Here is a 17,244-nt window from a genome sequence, read left to right on the forward strand (position 1 = left end):
AGGCCGCCCGTCGTCGGTGCCGGCACACTGGCGTCCCGAAACGGCTAACGTTCGCCTAGACGCGCTGGACGCTGACCCCGCCGGCAAGCACGCCGAACATGCGCTTGAATGTGCGCGTAGAAATGGTCACAAGGTCTACACTGTGGTCAACTATGGCCCGGCCCCCGCATCAATCTTGCTCGCGCAAGAGCATCGCCACATTACGCTCCGCGAGCGCAGCGATGGTGCGCGAAGGGTTCAGGCCGAGCGGGCGCGGGACGATCGCACCGTCCATGACATAGAGTCCCTTGTAGCCAAAGACCCGGCCCGCTGCATCGACGACACCGTCGGCAGCGGAGGTACCCATATTGCAGCCGCCCAGCGGGTGCGGTGTGATCAGGTTATGCCACCGCCGCCAGGTGAGCGGCACCCAGGGGTCTCCGCCGGTCGCTTCCGAGAGCCGCTTATGCGCTGCAATCATGGCCTCGATGACGGCCACCGATGACTGATAGGACCAGTCGAGACGCAGCACCCGGCGCCACGGCGCGTACCACCTGCGGCCTAGCCTCAGCTGGCCATCGCCAGGGTCCACGCCTTGCCCGAACCAGGGCATCATCCGCTCGACCGGATCGCCGTCGTCAAACAGTCCGCCGACGTCCCTCCACACCGCGCGCAGCTTGCGGGAACGGGTTCGCTTCATATGGCGCCGAATAAAGTTGCCTGCGAGGTTCGGGATGCCGCCATCCTCGACGAAAAGCGCCTGCCCGTTCGGGCCGCTGTGGTCCAGCAGGTCGATCGCGGCGGAGATGGTTACGCCATGAGCAGGAGAAATCTTCCTGTTGCCATAGAAGGCTGGCGTCACGAAGTCGCCATTGTGGGCCCAGCCATATCCCAACCGCGGTGAAAGCCCGGGCAGCGTGCGATGTTCATCCCGGCAGCGCAACAGTAGTTCGGTGCTGCCGATGGAACCGGCGGCCAGTATTACCCTGGCGGCCGTGACTTCGCCAGGGCTCGTCGTCTGTCCTTCCGGGTCGATTTTCCTGAAGCGCACCCGCCAGCCCTGCTGCAGCGGCTCCAGCCTGTCGATCAGGTGCAAGGGACGAATCTCGGCACCGTTGTCTTCAGCCACTGCCAGGTAATTCAGGTCCAGCGTATTCCTGGCCGATACCTGGCACCCGACGTCGCAGTTGCCGCAATGCACGCAAGTGCCCTGCCACCTGCCGTGCTGGTTCAGGAATTTCACCGAATGCCGGTCATCGCGGGCGTCTTGCCGTGTGGGGTCCCAATGCTCGGAAAACGTCACGGCCAGCGGCAGCTTGCGAAAGCGCCCGCCCCATCCGCATGCTTGCGCCCCCTCGCGCAGCAGCCTGGTTCGCTCGCTCTCCTGCATGTCCGGCACTTCGCTCACGGCGAGCATGCGTCCTACCTCCGCATAGTGGGCCTGCAGGCCGGCATAGGTCACCTCTTTCGGCCAGCCGTGCTCGAACGCTTCCGGCCTGGCTTCCACCGAGACGTTGGCGTAGATCAGCGAGCCGCCACCGACTCCGGCCCCGGCGATGACCCATACGTCGGAGAATGTCCGGATATCAGCCCAGCCATTGAAGCGGTGCGCGCGTTCCTGGTTCCACAACCAGGCATCATTTTCGTCGCGCGGGAAAGTCGCCGGGCTCCAGCGCCTTCCGCGCTCCAGCACCAGAACCTTGCGGCCGGCCTGCGCCAGCCTGCAGGCCGAGACCGCGCCACCGAAGCCGCTGCCGATGACGACGACATCGTAGGCAAGCGTATTGCTCATCATGACGCCCCCTGTCGTTGGGATGCTTACCGCTGGATGATGATTGCCTTCTCCTCAATCATCCGCACCGCTTCCGTCGGCGATACCTGGCCGTCAGCCGGCACGAAGCGGGGACCGGTTGCGCCGGGCTGGGCGCGTACGCGCCAGCTGCCGCGGACCTTCGTCATCTGGCGGACGCCCTCGCCCAGCTTCCAGTCTCTGCACACCTTCTCCAGCTTGAGCGGGTAGATCGTCAATTGCCCATGCTCGAACCGCATCCGCAGGAAGCACTTGTAGTCGGCGATGCGCTGCGATGAGAACACCTCCTCGGGATGCAGGCGCCACAGCGCGTTGCCCATCACCATCCACACGCCAAACAGCAGGCCGCCGAGGACACCGCCCAGCAGCATGGCCTCGACGAGGAACAGCAGGATCGGCGTCGCATTGTGCGCGCTAAAGCCATGGACGTTGAAACGCGTGATGAGCCATAGCACGGCGACAGCCAGCGCCAGGTGCAGCAGGCCGTGGCAGGCGCCGACAACCCAGGCCAGCCCGACGCCGCGCCTGACATCCCGGGTCGACAGCGCACCACAACAAAAGACAATGCCCGCGGCGAACACCACTGACGCCGGACTGTGCGCCATGATCCGGAACAGTTCGTGATACACCTCGCACATATTCCCGAATGTCACTTCGAGGTCGGCCAGCCCTTGGATGAAGTTGCGATGCTCGCGCCCGGGCACTGGTACCAGGCTCGCGCTTTGGACGATCCAGTCGAACAGCAGGTACAGGATCGCCACCAGCGCACAGAACGAGAGATTGCGCGCAGGAAGTTGCCACGCGCGATTGCGCAATTGCCGGGACGTCGCCTTTTCCGGATATGCGGACTTCAGCTCGTAGTGCTGCCTGGCCGGACCCACGACGATGGGCCGCGGCGGATCCGGCAGCAGATGCGTGCCGTGAAGAAACGCGCCGCCGCCTCCACAGGTGATCCGATGCGGCCCCGCCGTGCCTGCTCGCGGCACGTAGTGCGCGTAATGGTGCGAGTTGCCGGCCAGCACCAGTGCGAGCCGGTCGCCCAGCACGCCCTCGATCTCGCTCAGGCTTCTAAAGCGCGGCGTCTTGGTTTCGATCGACGGCACGGCGCGCTTTTCCCCGCGGCGCACGCGGTCCATCTCGTCAACCCAGCTCGCCTCGGGCGCGCACAATACCACGCGGTCGCCGGGCTGCAGCTGCGTGTACAACTTCTGGAAATACTCGCGCTGCGGCCGGTCGATTTCGGACTCCAGTTGCAGGTCCAGGCCCCAGATCCACCAGCCGCCGGGCAACTGCAAGGCGTAATAGCCGGTGCGCTGGCGTGTCTCCCAGCCGCCCACGGGCTTGCCACTGCAGAACAGGCGGGCGAAGCCACGCAGGCCGTCGTACCAGTCGTGATTGCCAGGCGTGGCAATCATCCACGGCGCATCCGGCAACTTGACCGGCTGGTCGCTGTATGCGGGGCGCGTGGCCTCGACCGGCGCCGGGAACGCAGCACGAAAGGGATCGACGAAGCGGCTCCGATAGCCGTCATGGGCAGGCGTCGGATACACCTGGTCGCCACCCAGCAACAGCACCTTTGAGCGCGGCAGCGTCACGCCCTGGTCGCGCAGCGTCACCGCGTGGCTGACGCACAATGCCATGGAGTAGGTCGAGTCCCAGCCGTCGCCCGTGTCTGCCATATAGTCGACCCAGACACCGCCCTGTTCGTCAGCCGGTACCGGCAGCGGCGGATTCGGATTCAGCGTGGAGAGCGCGGCCTGCACCATGCGCTGGTCCGCAAAGGCGCCGACAGCCATCGCCACGGCAACGCGCATGGCGGTGAACGGAAGCTGCAGCGGGCTCAGCCAGTTCACCATGGTTCGTTGCGTGTAGAGCTCCACGCGCCCGGTCGCCGCGGCCCCCGAATCCTTCATTGCCTTCCCCCTGAGACTTCAATGCTCGCCTGATGGCCGGGGCGCGCGCGTCGGTGCCCTCACCCCGTCAGCATCCCCACCGCTTCCGCAATCGCCCGCCTGATCCGCGTATACGTGCCGCACCGGCAGATCACGCAGCTCATCTGGTCGACAATCTCCGTCTCCTTCGGATTCCGCGTGCGCTTGAGCAGCGCGCTCGCCGCCATCAGTTGCGCGCTCTGGCAGTAGCCACACTGCACGACCTCGTGCTTCTGCCAGGCCGCCCGCAGGGCATTCGGCTCGGGGCCGTCAAGTCCTTCGATGGTGACGATCTTCTTGCCCTCCATCTCGCTCACCTGGTGCTGGCACGACAACAGCATCTTGCCGTCGACATGCACCGCGCAGGCGCCGCACACGCCCACGCCGCACCCGAACTTGGTGCCCGTCAGCTTGAGCTCGCAGCGAAGCACCCACAACAGCGGCGTGCATCCGTCGGCGTGGATTTCGACGTTTTTACCGTTGACACTGAGCTGACGGTCTGACATCGCAGGCTCCGGAAGGCGGCAGGGTCTTCAGCAGCGGCAGGTCGCGCAAGCGCTCGCCGGTGGCATTGAACAAGGCGTTCGCCACCGCCGGCGCGATCGGCGGCGTGGTGGACTCGCCCACGCCCTGTGGCGTTGCCGTCGATGGCATCACGTGTACCTGGATCTCGGGGCAGTCCCGCAGGCGCATGGCAGGAAAGGCGGTGTAGTAGTCCTCCTTGACCTTGCCTTGCTCCAGCGTGATCTTCTGCCACAGCGCCGCCGACAGCCCGAACACAATGCCGCCCTCGACCTGCTGCTCGATCAGGGTCGGGTTGACCGGCATGCCGCAATCGATGGCGCAAAAAACGCGCTCCACGCGCACCTGCCCCGCGTTGTCCACCGACACCTCGGCGACCTGCGCCACCACGCTGCCGAACGATTCGTGCAACGCCACCCCGCGCCCCACCTTTGCCACGCCAGGCTTCTTGCGCAAAGGCTGACCCCAGCCAGACATCTTTCCTGCCTGCTCCAGCACCGCGCGCTGCCGATCATCCTTGAGCAGGCTCATGCGGTAGTCGAGCGGGTCCTTGCTGGCCGCCACCGCCAGCTCGTCGACAAAACTCTCCATAAAGAAGGCGTGGTGCGAGTGTCCCACCGAGCGCCAGTAGCCCACCGGGATGGGGAGATCCACGGTCCGGTGCCCCACCCACACCTCCGGCCAGTCATAGGCCTGGTCGAAAGCGCCCTCCACGGTGGACTTGTCCAGCCGTGACACGAAGATATCGGGCAGGCCGAAGTTGCGTTTCGCGGTGCTCTCCAGCACTGACTGGCTGGCCGACATATTGCGCACGGCGATGACCTTGCGGTCCCCGTCGAGCCAGGCCTCGAAGCGCGACACGCTGGCCGGACGGTAGAAGTCATGCCGCATGTCCTCGGGGCGCGACCAGATCGTCTGCACCGGCACGCCCTTGCGCTTCGCCGCGATGGCGGCCGCCTGGCAGATGAAATCGACTTCGAGCCGGCGCCCGAATGCGCCCCCGATGGATTGCTCGTGCAGTTCTACCTTGTCCGTGTCCAGACCCAGTGTCCTTGCCACGCAGCGGCGGGCCAGCCCGGGCATCTGCGTGGCGGCCCACACGATGGCGTGGTCCTCCTGTACCAGGACCGTGCAGTTGACCGGCTCCAGCGCGGCATGAGCGAGATAGGGCGCCGAGTACACGACCTGGATGGCGGGCTTGCCCTGCTTCATGGCGCGCCCGTCGCCATGCTCGTACCAGACGCGCGGGTTGGAGTTATCGAGCGCCTTCACCAGCGTGTCGCGGATGCCGGCGCTTGACAGGTTCCCCGCCTCGCCCGCGTCCCACTTGCACTGGACCTTTTCCACCGCCTCCATGGCGATCCACGCATCGCTGGCAATCACTGCCACACCGCCGCTGCCGCCGGGGAACGGCGGCAGCTCGACGAGATCGAGCACCCCGGGCAGCTTTTTCACGTCATCGGGCGGGGATCCCTGCAGCTTGCCGCCCAGCGTCGGACACATCTGCACGCTGGCGTAGACCATCTTGTCCGCCACCACGTCGATGCCGAAGCGCGCGGTGCCGTTGATCTTGGCAGCGGCATCAAGGCGTGCCGTGCGGGTGCCGATGAGCCTGTAGCTGCCTGGCTCCTTCAACTCGACCTTGCGTGGCACATCCTCACGCGCGGCTGCCGCGGCCAGCTCACCGAACGTGGCACTGCGTCCCGACGGATGCACCACCTTGCCGGCCTGCGCGCGGCACTCTTCGACCTTGACGTTCCACTGCTTCGCCGCTGCCGCGCACAGCATCATGCGGGCGGCGGCGCCGGCCTCGCGCATCGGATTCCACAGGTCCCGGATGCTGGTCGAGCCGCCGGTGAACATCATGCCCACCTCGCGCACGCCCTTGCGCGTAAACCATGCCGCGGCGCGCCTGGGCCAGCCATTGTTGTCGGGGCGGAACGGCAGGTTGGCGACCACGCCCTCGATGTTGTTGTACAGGTTGTCGATGGGCGACGGCCCGACGCGGATCTGCGACCAGTCGGCCTCCATCTCCTCGGCCAGCAGCATCGCCGCGCCGGTATGCACGCCCTGCCCCATCTCGGCCTTGTTCATCACCACCGTGACGGTGTTGTCGGACGCCACCTTGACCCAGCCGTTCAGCGCGAACTGCCCGTCGCGCACCGCCAGCGGCTCGCCACCCACCATGCGCTGGCGCGGCGGCAGCAAGGCCCATCCGATCACCAGCGCACCGGCAGCGCCTGCCCCCCCGAGCAGGAAAGCTCTGCGCGTCAACATGGCAAGACTGGCGGATCGATCATCATCGGTAAGCCCCCCGTACCGCCGATGGCATGGCCTATATTAGGTCGGGAAGTGCTTCAGTGCGAATACGAACACGTGGGTGGCGCTAGCGCGCAACACCTGCCCTGCTGTCCGGTGGCGCCGCCGCGGGGCCGGCACCGGGTCTGGTCCGATGTGATATGTCGCGCGACTTTGTTGTATCAAATCACTTCCGAGTGAATGAGAATGCACGCACTGGCTTCATTGGCTCTGAGACTTAGCTCACTTGGGGGATGGCGCCATGAATCCCTTTCGTGCATAGTCCTCCGTTTTCGGGGTACTTGCTCACGGAGAGTCGCGAAGGGGCGGCTATGGTTGTGGCGAGGTGCCATGACGTGAGAAGCGAGAATGATAAGAAATGCCAGACTCCGTGCTGCGAATGCAGAGGACCTGGAGGCAGTTGGACAAGTGCTGGCAGCGTGTGGACTGCCGCTTCCAGAGCCGAGGGATGCGACTCCGCTTTACCATGTCGCAATCGTCGAGGACAGTATTGTCGGCTGCGCCTGTGGCGAGCAGCGCTCTCAAACCATCGTCGTTCACACGGTTGCAGTGTTGCCCGGCTATCGCGGGCACCGACTCGCCACCCATCTCGTGAGCGTGCTCCTGACGAGAGCGCGGGCCAATGGCTGTACGAAGGCCACCGTTTTAACCAACGAGAATCCAGGCTTCTTCGCTCGATACGGCTTCTCGCTGACCCCTACCGACACCGTTGTTCGGGAGATGCAGTTGTCAATGGATTTTCTCCGTCGATTCGGCGCCCGCTCGCACTATATGTGCCGACAACTTTAGGCTCTGTTGCGCGGCCGCCTGCCGGCTGCGGCTTGCGCCGAGGTGATAATGCAGATATGCCCGACATTGCCGTCATGGCCAGCAGCGGGCGCCATTCCAGTTCGGCGCCAAATCCTGCGGTCGAGGTAATCGTGCGGTCCCGGCAGCCAAGCCGAAGTGTCATCAAGTCATCAATGCCGCAAACCCCTGCAGCAGGCGCTCGATGTCGTGTGCGTGAATATCTCCCATCGTGGAGATCCGGAACAGTTCATCCGACAGCTGCCCTTGCCCTGCATAGATCACGAAGCCGAGCGCTTTCAGGCCGTCGTGCAGCTGCGTGTACGACAAGCTTGCCGGCAAACGGTAGGCGCGCAGGACGACGGAGGACTGGTCCGCCGGCAACGCACTCGCGATGCCGCGCAATGCAAGTCCCGCGCGCACTTGCTCGGCCAGGGCCGCATAGCGCGCGTGCCTGGCGTGCTGGCCGCCGCTGTCGTCGAGTTCGCGCAGCGCTTCCACGAGCGCGTAGTAGGCGTGCACGGACGGCGTGAAAGGGGTGTTGCGCTGATCCTGCAGGCGTGCCAGCCGGCCAAGATCCAGGTAGTAGGTCCGGCTTGCCGCCTGGGCCAGCGCGTCACGCCGCGCGATCACGAAGGCGGCCCCCGGCACGCCGTGCAGGCACTTGTTGGCAGTGGCGGCCACGGCGGCAATGCTGCCGCTGAAGTCGATGGTCTCGGCCCCGAAGCTGCTGACGGCGTCGACCAGCAGGTGAGCGCCGCGCTGGCGGCAAACGGCGTCGAGCGCGTGCAGGTCGTTCAAGCGCCCGGTGGTCGTTTCATGGTGGATCACCGCCACATGGCCGATGGTCCGGTCCGCGTCGAGCATGGCGGCTAGCCGGTCAAGGTCGGGCGCCTGCATCCAGTCATGCTTGATCACCTCGTGGTCGATGTGGTATTGACTCGCAATCTGCGTAATGCGCTCGCCGTACACGCCGTTTTCGACAATGAGCAGCTTGCCGCGCGCGGGCACCAGCGCGGCAATCATGCTTTCTACTGCTGCCGTGCCTGACCCGGTCATCAAGATCGCGGCCCACTCGGTGGGGTCCAGCCGGTAGACGCCGAGCAGCCGCGTGCGCGCCTCGTCCTGCAAATCGAAGAATTCGCTTTCGCGATGGCACAGGTCGGGCTGCAGCAGGCTGCGGCGGACGCGCTCGGACAAGGTCACCGGGCCGGGGTTGAGCAATAGCATCAGTTCTCTCCGTGATCAGCGCCGATGTGGCGCGCGAGGCGGGACTTCACTTCCGCGGGGGTGATGGTGGGCCGGGGCAGGCCGTCCGGCGTGCCGGCGCGTATCACCAGCCGCACGAAGCGCGAGCCGGCCGCGGATGCGCCCGGCTCGGCAGGCACAGCCGCCGCGAGCACCTCGTCAAGCAGTTCGAGGCAGTCGCCTTCGGCCGCCGAGGCATAGCCGCAAGCCGCCGCCACGCCGGCGAATGACACATTGGGCGACACCGTGGCCTGTGCGCCGGTCGAGTCGTGTGCGCCGTTGTCGAGCAGCACGTGCGTGAGGTTCGACGGGCCGTATGCGCCCAGCGTGGCGAAGTTTCCCATGCGCATCAGGGCAGCGCCGTCGCCATCGATGGCGACCACATGCAGGTCCGGGCGCACCAGCGCGAGGCCAAGCGCCAACGGCGTCACGCAACCCATCGAGCCCACCATATAGAGCTGGTTTGGCCGGTCATCGAGCGCATACAATTCGCGGCCGCAGAAACCGGTCGATGCCAGCACCACCGTCGCAGCGGCCGGCGTATGTGCAATCACGCGCTGCAAGGCCTCGCGCCGCGAAGGCAGCGCATCCGGCGCCCCTCCCCGCCATTGCGTGCGCACCGCACATCGCGCACGCGGCGCGGATCGATCCTGCGGCTTGAGCGCATAGGGCGCGACACTGCCCTTTTGCATGACCAAAGCGTAAGGGCGTCCGGTCGCGTCCATATGCGCCAGCGCGCGATCGAGCGCCGGGCCGATGGCGGCCGCGTCAGTCGGGAACAGCTCCCACGGTATCTCCATGGTGTCGAGCATCGCAGGCGTGACCGGGCCCATCAACGCGTGCTGCGGCTCGTCCGCGGTGCCCGGTTGCCCTCGCCACGTCACGATCAGCAATTGCGGCAGGCGGAACGTCCAGGTCAGCGAAGTGAGCGGGCTTACCGCATTGCCAAGGCCGGAGTTCTGCATCATCGTGATGCCGCGCTGGCCCCCTCTGGCCCCGAGCGTCACGCCCGCGATCAGCGCTACCGCGTCACCCTCGTTCGCCGACGAGACGTAGTGCAACGAAGGATCCTGCAGCACGCAATTGATAAACGGGGTGAGATACGAGCACGGTACCCCCGCATACCAGGAGAAGCCACGCGCCAGCGCCGCCTCGATAAACTGAGCCGCTTCGATCATCGGCGTTTCTCGGTGCCGGGTGTGCCGGGTGCGCCCTGGGCAAACGGCAGCCGGGCATGCGCGAACTCGCCCGCGCGCTGGTAGTCCTCCAGGTCGTTCACGCTGCGCCAGTGGCCATGCACATACTTCACGTCGATCTCCTCGCCAGCCCCGATCAGGGCGTTGAGCAGGTCAGGCATGTCCAGCGTGTCGAAGTCCGCCCGCGCACGCAGGCCGGCAAGTGCCTGCTGCAGGGCCTCACGCCCGGCGCCGCGCACGCACAGCAGGCCGATCCAGCGTCCCTGCGGCGCCTGCCCGCCGGTGACGGCCGCTTCCTTCCCCTGGTTCGAAACATGCCGCAGCAGGACCTTCTGGCCGAACAGGGCGCGGTCGTCGGGCGCGGAGCAGTAGGCGAAATCGCGTACGCTCTGGTTCGACGGTTGCGTCTGCGACGAGTCGACCACCACGCTGAAGCGGGACTCGCTCTCGAACAGGTCGCGCAGGAAGTAGCTGCGAAAGAGCAGATCACCGTAGGCGATCACGGTATCCGTATGCAGGCCGTCGGCCGCGCACGCCAGCGACGCCAGTTCGCCGGTACTCGCGTAGCGCTCGTTGCGCACGAGCTTGATACCCGTGCTCTGGATCGCATCGGCGCGATAGCCGCCGACCACGGTGATGTCGTGGATGCCCTGCATCTTGAAGGCGTCCACCAGCCAGCGCAGCAGCGGCTTGCCCGCGACCGGCAGCATGACCTTGGGGCGCTCGGCGGTCAGGGCGTCAAGCCCTTCGCCGCGGCTCGCCGCCAGCACAACCGCCGCGCCGGGCGCCTCGGCGCCAGACAGGTACAGCCGTTCGGCGGCGGCATACTCGTCGGCATCCTGCAGGCGGAAGATCTCGCTCATCGGCGCGATGCGGTCCTCCACATGAACCAGCGTCTGGGTGTCATGGATCTCCCTGGCCACCGCCTGCATCGACGATGCCGCCGCGCGGATCAGATGGTTGGCCCAGATCACGAGGCTGATGCCGGCCTGGCGGAATACGTCGGTGGGAGTGCTGTAGTACTTGGTCGGCACGATCACCAGCGGAGCGCGGCCGGCCCACTCGCGTGCGAACTCGAGGATCTCGTCCGGCCGCGACAGCTTGCTGTGGATGAGGATCGCGTCGGCACCGGCCTGCCGATAGGCTTCGGCCCGGCGCAAGGCCTCGTCCATGCCCCAGCCCGCGATCAGTGCTTCTACGCGCGCGACAATCGAGAAATCGGCATCCGTCTGCGTATCCTTGCCGGCCTTGATCTTGCCGCAGAATTCGTCGATCGTGGCCAGCGGCTGGCGTTCGCCGTCGATAAAGCTGTTGGTCTTGGGGAACTGCTTGTCCTCGATGCACAAACCCGCGATGCCGCGCTGTTCGAGCTTCCTCACCAGGCGCCGCACATTGTTGAAGTTGCCGTAGCCGGTATCGCCGTCGACCAGGATCGGCAAGCCGCTGGAGTCGGCCATGAATTCGAGCGTGTCGACCACCTGTGTCCAGCTTGCCTCGTTGTTGTCGCGCACGCCGAATTGCGCCGAGATCGCCAGGCCGGAGGCCCAGATAGCCTTGAAGCCTGCTTCGCGCACAATCCGGGCCGAGAGCCCGTTGTGGGCTTCCATCATGAATTCAAGTTCGCTGCCCACCAGCAACTGGCGCAGCGCGGCGCTGCGCGACGCAGCGGGCAAAGCCGGATCACGTGCGTTCATGGCGTGACTCCCGAGGCAACTCCCGAGGTAACACCGCGTCGGAGTTGCGGCAACACTTCATCGCGGGCGCGCACGACGTCGCCCGGGAAGTCGATCTCGAGCCAGGGCGCACCGGTGACGTCTGCGATCTCGAATGCATGGCCGCCCTCCAGCAGCAGGTCGCGCACGGCTTCCTCGTGCGGCATCTTCTCCTGGTTGCGCTCGACATACCCCGCGACGATCTGCGCCAGGCGGCGTGCGGTCTGCTCGCTGAAGCGGAAGAACCCGACCGACTCGCCAATCGTGTCATATGCCAGGCCCACCGCCACCTGCTTGCGCAGCTCGACTGGAACGCCGTCCCGCAGGCAAAGCTTGACTGGCTCGTCGCCGGTTTCGAAGTCGCGGTCGATCAGCAGGCGGTTGGCGCTGTCGCCGGCAACCAGCGCGGCGAGAATGCGCTCGTCGTAGAGCACGTCGGCGTCCATCAGCAGTACGTCGCCGCCGCGCGTGAGCGCGTCGGCGACGGTGTGCACGGTCAGGACGCTGCCGAGTTCGTAGCGCGGGTTCAGAACGATTTCGGGATGGGGCGAACGTCCGAGCCGGTCGAGTTCGGCCTTGACCTGTTCCGGCTGGAAACCGAGGGCAAGCACGACCTCCGTGACGCCCGCCGCGTCCAGCATGCGTAGATGCCGTTCCAGCACGGTGATGCCATCGAAGCGCAACAGGCACTTCGGGAATTGCGCTTCGGGCGGTTGCTGCAAACGCAGGCCAAGGCCTGCGGCAAGAATAATCGCTCGCATATTTTTCTCCGCTCTCATGCAACCGCCATCAATCGGTAGCCGGCACACCCCCCATGCTTCGCCGCCGGTGTCTTCGTTCACTCCAGTACAAATACAGAAGGCCGGGCGCGCCAAGCACGATTTCCCGCGCGCGCTTGATCAGCGACAGCGCCAGCGCCGCGTCGGCAGGCAGTCCCACCAATGGCGCGAGCAGCAGGTAGCCAGCCTCCTGCACACCCAGCGAGCCGGGAATCGCAAACGCGGCGCCGCGGATCGCCTGCCCGGCGCTCTCCAGCAGCAAGGCGTCGAGCCAGCTGACGGGATGGCCGAGAAACCGCAGGGCCAGCCACACCTCCCCGGTGCCGACCAGCCAGCCCGCCAGGCTCAGCGCGAAGGTCGCGGCGACCTTGCCGGGCGCGCGATAGATCCGCCGTACGGCTGCGTCCACCGCATCGGCACGCATCGTCAGCGCCGCCCAGTCGCGCTTTCCCCGCAATTTCGACAGCAAGCGCAGCACGCGCCCAAACAGGCCGCGCCGCTGCGCCACATAGAACCCGAACAGGCACAGCGCCAGCAGCGCGGTGACGGCAATGACCGGCAAGCGCACATCCTCGCCCGCCTCGCTCGCCGTTGACGCGCCGAACAGCACGAGTCCGAGCACCGCGAACACCAGCTGCGCGATCGCTTGCATCGTCGTGCTGACGGTGATCGCTGCGGCAGCGTCGCGCATGCGTGCACCGCGTTGCGCGAGATGGCGCACCATCAGCACCGGTCCACCCAGCTGTCCGGCGGGCAGCAGGCTGTTCACGGACTCGCCCACCCAGCGCGCAAACAGCGCGTCGCGCATGGCGCGATGGCTGGCGTGGCGATCGAACAGCACGAAAATGGCACCAGCATCCAGCGCCAGCGGCAGCAGGTGAAACATCACCACCAACAGGCTCAACCAGCCCGCCGACATCAGCGTCGACGCCACCGAGCCGAAGCCGGTAAAGGCAATCAGGGCGACAAAGAGCGCCGCACCGACCGACAGCGAAATCATCGCCGCACGCGTCATGCCCGGGGCTGCTGGCCCTTGGCCAGCCGTTTGAATACTTGCCGGAAGCCGAAATAAGCGAGGGCGTCCTTCATGTTGGAGACGAAACGCAGCCAGGGCCGCATGCCCGGGTCGGTGACGTATTCGAAGGTCAGCGACACCCGTATCTGGTTCGCCCCGAGTGGCGTGATGCGGTGGCGCAGCTTGTCGCCATCGAAGAAAACGAGGCCACCGGGGGGAATCTGTACCGAGCCCGCTTGCACAGGCACATCGGGCTCGCGCGTGTGCAATTCGTAGTCGAGACGGCACGACGATTCGTCGATCACGCCGAACAGCAAGGTATAGCGCCTGCCGTTGTAGTAAGAGGTATCGTAATGCCAGCCGATATGATCGCCCTCGCGCGTGTAGTAATAGAGCGCGTAGGCATGCGGATCCTGCTCGGGCGAAGGCAGCAGCTGCTCGCCGCAGATCTGTTCGAGCCAGCCGATCAGCGCCTTGGACCGATAGAGTTGCGCGATAAAAGGCGCGTGCTGGTCGATCGTATGGCGGCTGACGCTGCCGCCCTGCTTGTGGCCCGGGAGATAATTGCGATTGATTTGGTCTTGCAAGGCCAGGGCGCTGGCAACCAGGCCTTCCGTGACTTCATCCGGCAAAAACTCGCCCACATGCAGGAACGCTCCCTGGCGCTCGAATTCCGCGCGCAGGGCGCTGTGCCCCAAAGCGCCAACACGTGCGGCCACACCTGCATCGGGACCGGCACGCGCGCCCGCGGGGTCGGCGAACGGCTGCTGCCGCTCGCCAGGCAGGGTGAGAAGATCCCGGTCCGCTTCGGCTGATTCGCTCATCGGCGCCTCATGGTCTGGTAGCCGCTGTAACGGGGCGAGCGCGCCGCACGGCGCGCCAGTAGTCGAAGACCACCCATGCCGCGAACAAGGGCGCGCCGATCGACGCCGCCGTCAGGAACGGGCTGATGGCACTGCTCAGGGTCACAAGCGGCAGGAGGTAGAGCACATCCTCCGTCTCGAAGCCACCGACCGAGGCCTGTTTCGTGGCGGTCTTGCCAGCGAGCGCTTCGATGCGCATGCGCAAGAAGAAGATCAGCGCCACGGCCACGCCCGCCACGCTGCCGCGCACGACTGCTGGCACCGCAGTATCCTGAAACTGGCCCGAGACGCCGATCCCCATGCTGACGAAGAGCAGGATAGTGACCAGCGAGTCGCTGAAAAGATCGTAGAAATGGCCTAACTTGCTGGATTTCCCGCTGATCCTCGCCAGTTCTCCGTCAGTATGGTCAATAAAATTGGAAAACACGACCAGCAGCGCACCGCCATTCGCCCAGCCGAAGCCGCCCTGCGCGAGGCACGCCGCGCCGGCCAGGCCGGTCAAAAGCCGTATCGTGGTCAGATGGTTGGGCGTAACCCGGGAATCCTTGAGCGGCTCGACAAGCCGCCGCGCCAGGCGTGCGTCCCATGTGCGCGGAGATGGCGGCGGCGCAGGCGGGTCCATTGGATTGCTGCTCATCTTGCAAATACCCCCGCGGCAGGAAATGCGACATGGCCAGGACTGCAGGGCAAGTTCGCGTGGTTTGCTTGGCAGTATTTCAATCTGAAGGACCAAGGCCGGCCGCGCGCCGGATTCCGCGCCGCAGTCGCGTCCAGGCACTGAGACCGCACGCCCGGGGCAGCTACCGTCCCTTGCGTGCGCAAGACAACTGCACTCAGGCACTCAGGCCTTCATTGGCGTCAATAATAGACGTGATTCCGACGAGCTGTCGAGGCAGCAACCCCTGGGCGTTGCCGGTAGCAGGCCGGTAATGGCGGGCGCGGCGGATCGAAACATGGCCGACTATGGGCTGACGATGGAAAGAGCTGGAAGCGGCGCGAGAATCCAGCGGATCGCCTTCGCCCGCCATTCTTGGCTGTCGTTACCGTCGTTGCCGTCATCCGGATTCAGGGTTGTAGTTGGCGCACCCTGCTTTTTGTCCTGCTGTCCGGTCTGTGCTTGTTTCTTGGCTGGCCCGGGCCGTTGGCCTTGCGCCGCCGCCCGCCGCCACCAGCTCGGCGCTGGCGAGCCGATCGGCGAGCGCGGCGGCCTGGGCTTCGAGCCGGGCCCGCGCTTCGCGCCTGCGCCACCATCGCGTGCCTCGTTGCGCGCCGCCACCAGTTCCCCGCGCAACGCTCCGGCCGTGCGCTCGTTCTGCTGGCGCGCGGTGCGCTCATCGTCAAGTATTACTACGTAATACGTATCAAAACTTGATATCATCGAATTACTTTAGACATAACTGCGCTTATGTTTATAATATCAAAGTGAAGTGTGATTCTTTCGACTCGCGCATGGACCTACTGCCCCTCAAACCGCTTGGGAGTCTTACCGACTCACTTCCCACACCGCTGGAGCGGTTGAAACTGTCATCGCCGCTGTCCGGCGCCGCCGGTACTAATCGCGCGCCCGCCACCGGCGCTCGTATTGCCGCGGCCGATGACCTGGCCGCCGTGACCGCCTGGCTGGCCCGCTATGCCGACAGTGCGGCGACCATCGCCACCTACCGCCGCGAGGTGGAGAGGCTGATCCTGTGGGCCGTGCTCCAGTTGGGCAAACCTTTGTCCTCGCTGACGCACGAAGACCTGCTAGCCTATGAGCGCTTCCTCGCCGATCCGCAACCGGCCGCGCGCTGGGTGCTGGCCGGCAACAAGAAGCTCGCGCGCAGCCATCCGGACTGGCGCCCGTTTGCCGGGCCGCTGTCGCCCGGCAGCGTGCGCCAGGCCATGGTGATCCTGAACGCGCTGTTCGCCTGGCTGACCGAGGCCGGCTACCTGGCCGGCAATCCGCTCGCCCTCGCCCGCCGTCGGCGCGCTCCCAGCAAGGCGCGCATCACCCGTTATCTGAGCCACGACCTGTGGGCGATCGTCAAGGAGACGGTCGAAGCGATGCCGACCGAGACCGTGCGGGAACGGCTGCATGCGGCACGCTGCCGCTGGGTGCTGAGCGTGCTCTATCTGGGCGGCTTGCGGGCGTCGGAGCTGACAGCGACCACGATGGGCGCGTTCTTCTGCCGGCGCGATGCCCAGGGCACTGAGCGCTGGTGGCTGGAGGTGACCGGCAAAGGCAGCAAGACCCGGCTGGTGCCGGCGACCGACGAGCTGATTGCAGAACTGGCGCGCTACCGTCGCGCCCACGCACTGCCGCCGACTCCGCAGTTCGGTGAGACGCGTCCCCTGGTGCTGCCGGTGATCGGAAAAGCGGACAGCGAGAAACCGCTGTCACGCGGCGCGCTGCACCTGATCCTGAAAGAGGTGTTTGGCATGGCCGCGGCGCGCCTGCGGGCGCGCGGGCCGGAATGGGAAGCGCAAGCCGCGGTGCTGGCCAGCGCCTCGGCGCACTGGCTGCGCCACACCGCTGGTTCGCACATGACCGACCAGCAGGTCGACCTGCGCTTTGTGCGCGACAATTTCGGGCATAGCTCGTTGTCGACGACGAGCGGCTATCTGCACAGTGAAGAGGATGCGCGCCATGAAGCCACGCAGGCGCGGCATCGGATCGGCTGGGACGCGGAGAAGTAGCGGGACGGCGATACTCCACTAGGCTAGCGGTTCAGCGGACGCATCAATCCGCTATTCTGAGCGCTTACCTCATCGAGAAAATCGGCCGATTCGGGCCGACTCTGCGATGCAGATCAGGATTTGGACGTGCGCTATCATGCGCCATCGCTCGCTGACCTTCGCCCTATGCTGCTGTGCGAGCGGAAGACCATCCGCGCGGATATCGGGATGGAGAGCGCTCGCGCGATTGGATAAGGATCAAGCGTCCCGGCGCCGTGCCGCCAGAAAGGTTTCGTCGCTGACACTTGGTTCTGTTTGGCACCCCATACGGTGTTTGCGACACATACCGTAAGCTGGATCAAGCGTGGTGGGCCTTTCCCCCCTTCCCCAGGGTCACTGCGCTTTGCCCCGCCGCGTTTCAGCGGCTCC

Annotated in this window: 14 protein-coding genes; 2 read left to right on the top strand and 12 right to left on the bottom strand. The window is 65.8% G+C overall.

Going from position 1 to position 17,244, the window contains the following annotated elements; translation table 11 throughout:
• Nucleotides 1-169: 169 nt before the first annotated feature.
• From ACAD63_RS12855 to ACAD63_RS12870, 4 genes are read right to left on the bottom strand one after another with little or no spacing between them, the layout of a single operon-like run.
• Nucleotides 170-1,774, bottom strand: coding sequence for a GMC oxidoreductase (locus tag ACAD63_RS12855; RefSeq protein WP_434032776.1), 1,605 nt, complete (start codon nt 1,772-1,774; stop codon nt 170-172).
• Between the two features lie 23 nt (nt 1,775-1,797).
• Nucleotides 1,798-3,702 (bottom strand): preprotein translocase subunit YajC, encoded by a 1,905-nt coding sequence (locus tag ACAD63_RS12860; RefSeq protein WP_434032777.1) that lies wholly within the window; start codon nt 3,700-3,702, stop codon nt 1,798-1,800.
• 59 nt (nt 3,703-3,761) lie between these two features.
• Nucleotides 3,762-4,226 carry a (2Fe-2S)-binding protein gene (locus ACAD63_RS12865; protein WP_135705225.1) on the bottom strand — a complete coding sequence of 155 codons (465 nt, stop codon included), beginning with the start codon at nt 4,224-4,226 and terminating at the stop codon, nt 3,762-3,764.
• On the bottom strand, nt 4,195-6,519 hold the full coding sequence (locus ACAD63_RS12870; RefSeq protein ID WP_434032778.1) for a molybdopterin cofactor-binding domain-containing protein: 2,325 nt from the start codon (nt 6,517-6,519) through the stop codon (nt 4,195-4,197). Before ACAD63_RS12870 ends, ACAD63_RS12865 begins: the two co-directional genes overlap by 32 nt.
• Nucleotides 6,520-6,909: 390 nt before the next feature.
• Between ACAD63_RS12870 and ACAD63_RS12875 the strand changes: the two genes are divergently transcribed.
• The gene (locus tag ACAD63_RS12875; RefSeq protein WP_133097299.1) at nt 6,910-7,350 is read left to right on the top strand and encodes a GNAT family N-acetyltransferase; all 441 of its coding nucleotides are present in this window, start codon (nt 6,910-6,912) and stop codon (nt 7,348-7,350) included.
• Between the two features lie 162 nt (nt 7,351-7,512).
• Here ACAD63_RS12875 and ACAD63_RS12880 read toward each other — a convergent pair whose 3' ends face one another.
• The 8 genes from ACAD63_RS12880 to ACAD63_RS12915 all read right to left on the bottom strand — a co-directional run bounded on the left by ACAD63_RS12880 (nt 7,513) and on the right by ACAD63_RS12915 (nt 15,538).
• A complete protein-coding gene (locus tag ACAD63_RS12880) occupies nt 7,513-8,577 on the bottom strand; it encodes a 2-aminoethylphosphonate aminotransferase (RefSeq protein ID WP_135705223.1) in 1,065 nt (354 codons plus the stop codon).
• On the bottom strand, nt 8,577-9,773 hold the full coding sequence (gene aepY / locus ACAD63_RS12885) for a phosphonopyruvate decarboxylase (protein ID WP_195432304.1): 1,197 nt from the start codon (nt 9,771-9,773) through the stop codon (nt 8,577-8,579). The genes ACAD63_RS12880 and aepY overlap by 1 nt, the downstream gene beginning before the upstream one ends.
• A complete protein-coding gene (aepX, locus tag ACAD63_RS12890; protein ID WP_195432300.1) occupies nt 9,770-11,485 on the bottom strand; it encodes a phosphoenolpyruvate mutase in 1,716 nt (571 codons plus the stop codon). The genes aepY and aepX overlap by 4 nt, the downstream gene beginning before the upstream one ends.
• On the bottom strand, nt 11,482-12,264 hold the full coding sequence (locus ACAD63_RS12895; RefSeq protein ID WP_434032779.1) for an NTP transferase domain-containing protein: 783 nt from the start codon (nt 12,262-12,264) through the stop codon (nt 11,482-11,484). The genes aepX and ACAD63_RS12895 overlap by 4 nt, the downstream gene beginning before the upstream one ends.
• Before the next feature lie 28 nt (nt 12,265-12,292).
• Nucleotides 12,293-13,297 (bottom strand): flippase-like domain-containing protein, encoded by a 1,005-nt coding sequence (locus tag ACAD63_RS12900; protein ID WP_434032780.1) that lies wholly within the window; start codon nt 13,295-13,297, stop codon nt 12,293-12,295.
• The gene (locus ACAD63_RS12905; protein ID WP_434032781.1) at nt 13,294-14,121 is read right to left on the bottom strand and encodes a HalD/BesD family halogenase; all 828 of its coding nucleotides are present in this window, start codon (nt 14,119-14,121) and stop codon (nt 13,294-13,296) included. Before ACAD63_RS12905 ends, ACAD63_RS12900 begins: the two co-directional genes overlap by 4 nt.
• 7 nt (nt 14,122-14,128) lie before the next feature.
• The gene (locus ACAD63_RS12910) at nt 14,129-14,797 is read right to left on the bottom strand and encodes a CDP-alcohol phosphatidyltransferase family protein (RefSeq protein ID WP_135705218.1); all 669 of its coding nucleotides are present in this window, start codon (nt 14,795-14,797) and stop codon (nt 14,129-14,131) included.
• Between the two features lie 324 nt (nt 14,798-15,121).
• Complete coding sequence (locus ACAD63_RS12915; RefSeq protein ID WP_434032782.1) at nt 15,122-15,538, bottom strand: hypothetical protein; 417 nt, start codon at nt 15,536-15,538, stop codon at nt 15,122-15,124.
• 71 nt (nt 15,539-15,609) lie between these two features.
• Here ACAD63_RS12915 and ACAD63_RS12920 point away from each other — a divergent pair, with 71 nt between their 5' ends.
• Nucleotides 15,610-16,836, top strand: coding sequence for a tyrosine-type recombinase/integrase (locus ACAD63_RS12920; protein WP_135705217.1), 1,227 nt, complete (start codon nt 15,610-15,612; stop codon nt 16,834-16,836).
• The last annotated feature ends 408 nt before the right edge of the window (nt 16,837-17,244 follow it).

Origin of the sequence: Cupriavidus sp. a3, assembly GCF_051015765.1 — a bacterium.
Classification (GTDB): domain Bacteria; phylum Pseudomonadota; class Gammaproteobacteria; order Burkholderiales; family Burkholderiaceae; genus Cupriavidus; species Cupriavidus oxalaticus_A.

Excerpts from the sequence above, each read along its gene's own strand:
- ACAD63_RS12855 (WP_434032776.1), bottom strand. The coding sequence starts at position 1,774 with ATGATGAGCAATACGCTTGCCTACGATGTCGTCGTCATCGGCAGCGGC.
- ACAD63_RS12860 (WP_434032777.1), bottom strand. The coding sequence starts at position 3,702 with ATGAAGGATTCGGGGGCCGCGGCGACCGGGCGCGTGGAGCTCTACACG.
- ACAD63_RS12865 (WP_135705225.1), bottom strand. The coding sequence starts at position 4,226 with ATGTCAGACCGTCAGCTCAGTGTCAACGGTAAAAACGTCGAAATCCAC.
- ACAD63_RS12870 (WP_434032778.1), bottom strand. The coding sequence starts at position 6,519 with ATGTTGACGCGCAGAGCTTTCCTGCTCGGGGGGGCAGGCGCTGCCGGT.
- ACAD63_RS12875 (WP_133097299.1), top strand. The coding sequence starts at position 6,910 with ATGATAAGAAATGCCAGACTCCGTGCTGCGAATGCAGAGGACCTGGAG.
- ACAD63_RS12880 (WP_135705223.1), bottom strand. The coding sequence starts at position 8,577 with ATGCTATTGCTCAACCCCGGCCCGGTGACCTTGTCCGAGCGCGTCCGC.
- aepY (WP_195432304.1), bottom strand. The coding sequence starts at position 9,773 with ATGATCGAAGCGGCTCAGTTTATCGAGGCGGCGCTGGCGCGTGGCTTC.
- aepX (WP_195432300.1), bottom strand. The coding sequence starts at position 11,485 with ATGAACGCACGTGATCCGGCTTTGCCCGCTGCGTCGCGCAGCGCCGCG.
- ACAD63_RS12895 (WP_434032779.1), bottom strand. The coding sequence starts at position 12,264 with ATGCGAGCGATTATTCTTGCCGCAGGCCTTGGCCTGCGTTTGCAGCAA.
- ACAD63_RS12900 (WP_434032780.1), bottom strand. The coding sequence starts at position 13,297 with ATGACGCGTGCGGCGATGATTTCGCTGTCGGTCGGTGCGGCGCTCTTT.
- ACAD63_RS12905 (WP_434032781.1), bottom strand. The coding sequence starts at position 14,121 with ATGAGCGAATCAGCCGAAGCGGACCGGGATCTTCTCACCCTGCCTGGC.
- ACAD63_RS12910 (WP_135705218.1), bottom strand. The coding sequence starts at position 14,797 with ATGAGCAGCAATCCAATGGACCCGCCTGCGCCGCCGCCATCTCCGCGC.
- ACAD63_RS12915 (WP_434032782.1), bottom strand. The coding sequence starts at position 15,538 with ATGATATCAAGTTTTGATACGTATTACGTAGTAATACTTGACGATGAG.
- ACAD63_RS12920 (WP_135705217.1), top strand. The coding sequence starts at position 15,610 with ATGGACCTACTGCCCCTCAAACCGCTTGGGAGTCTTACCGACTCACTT.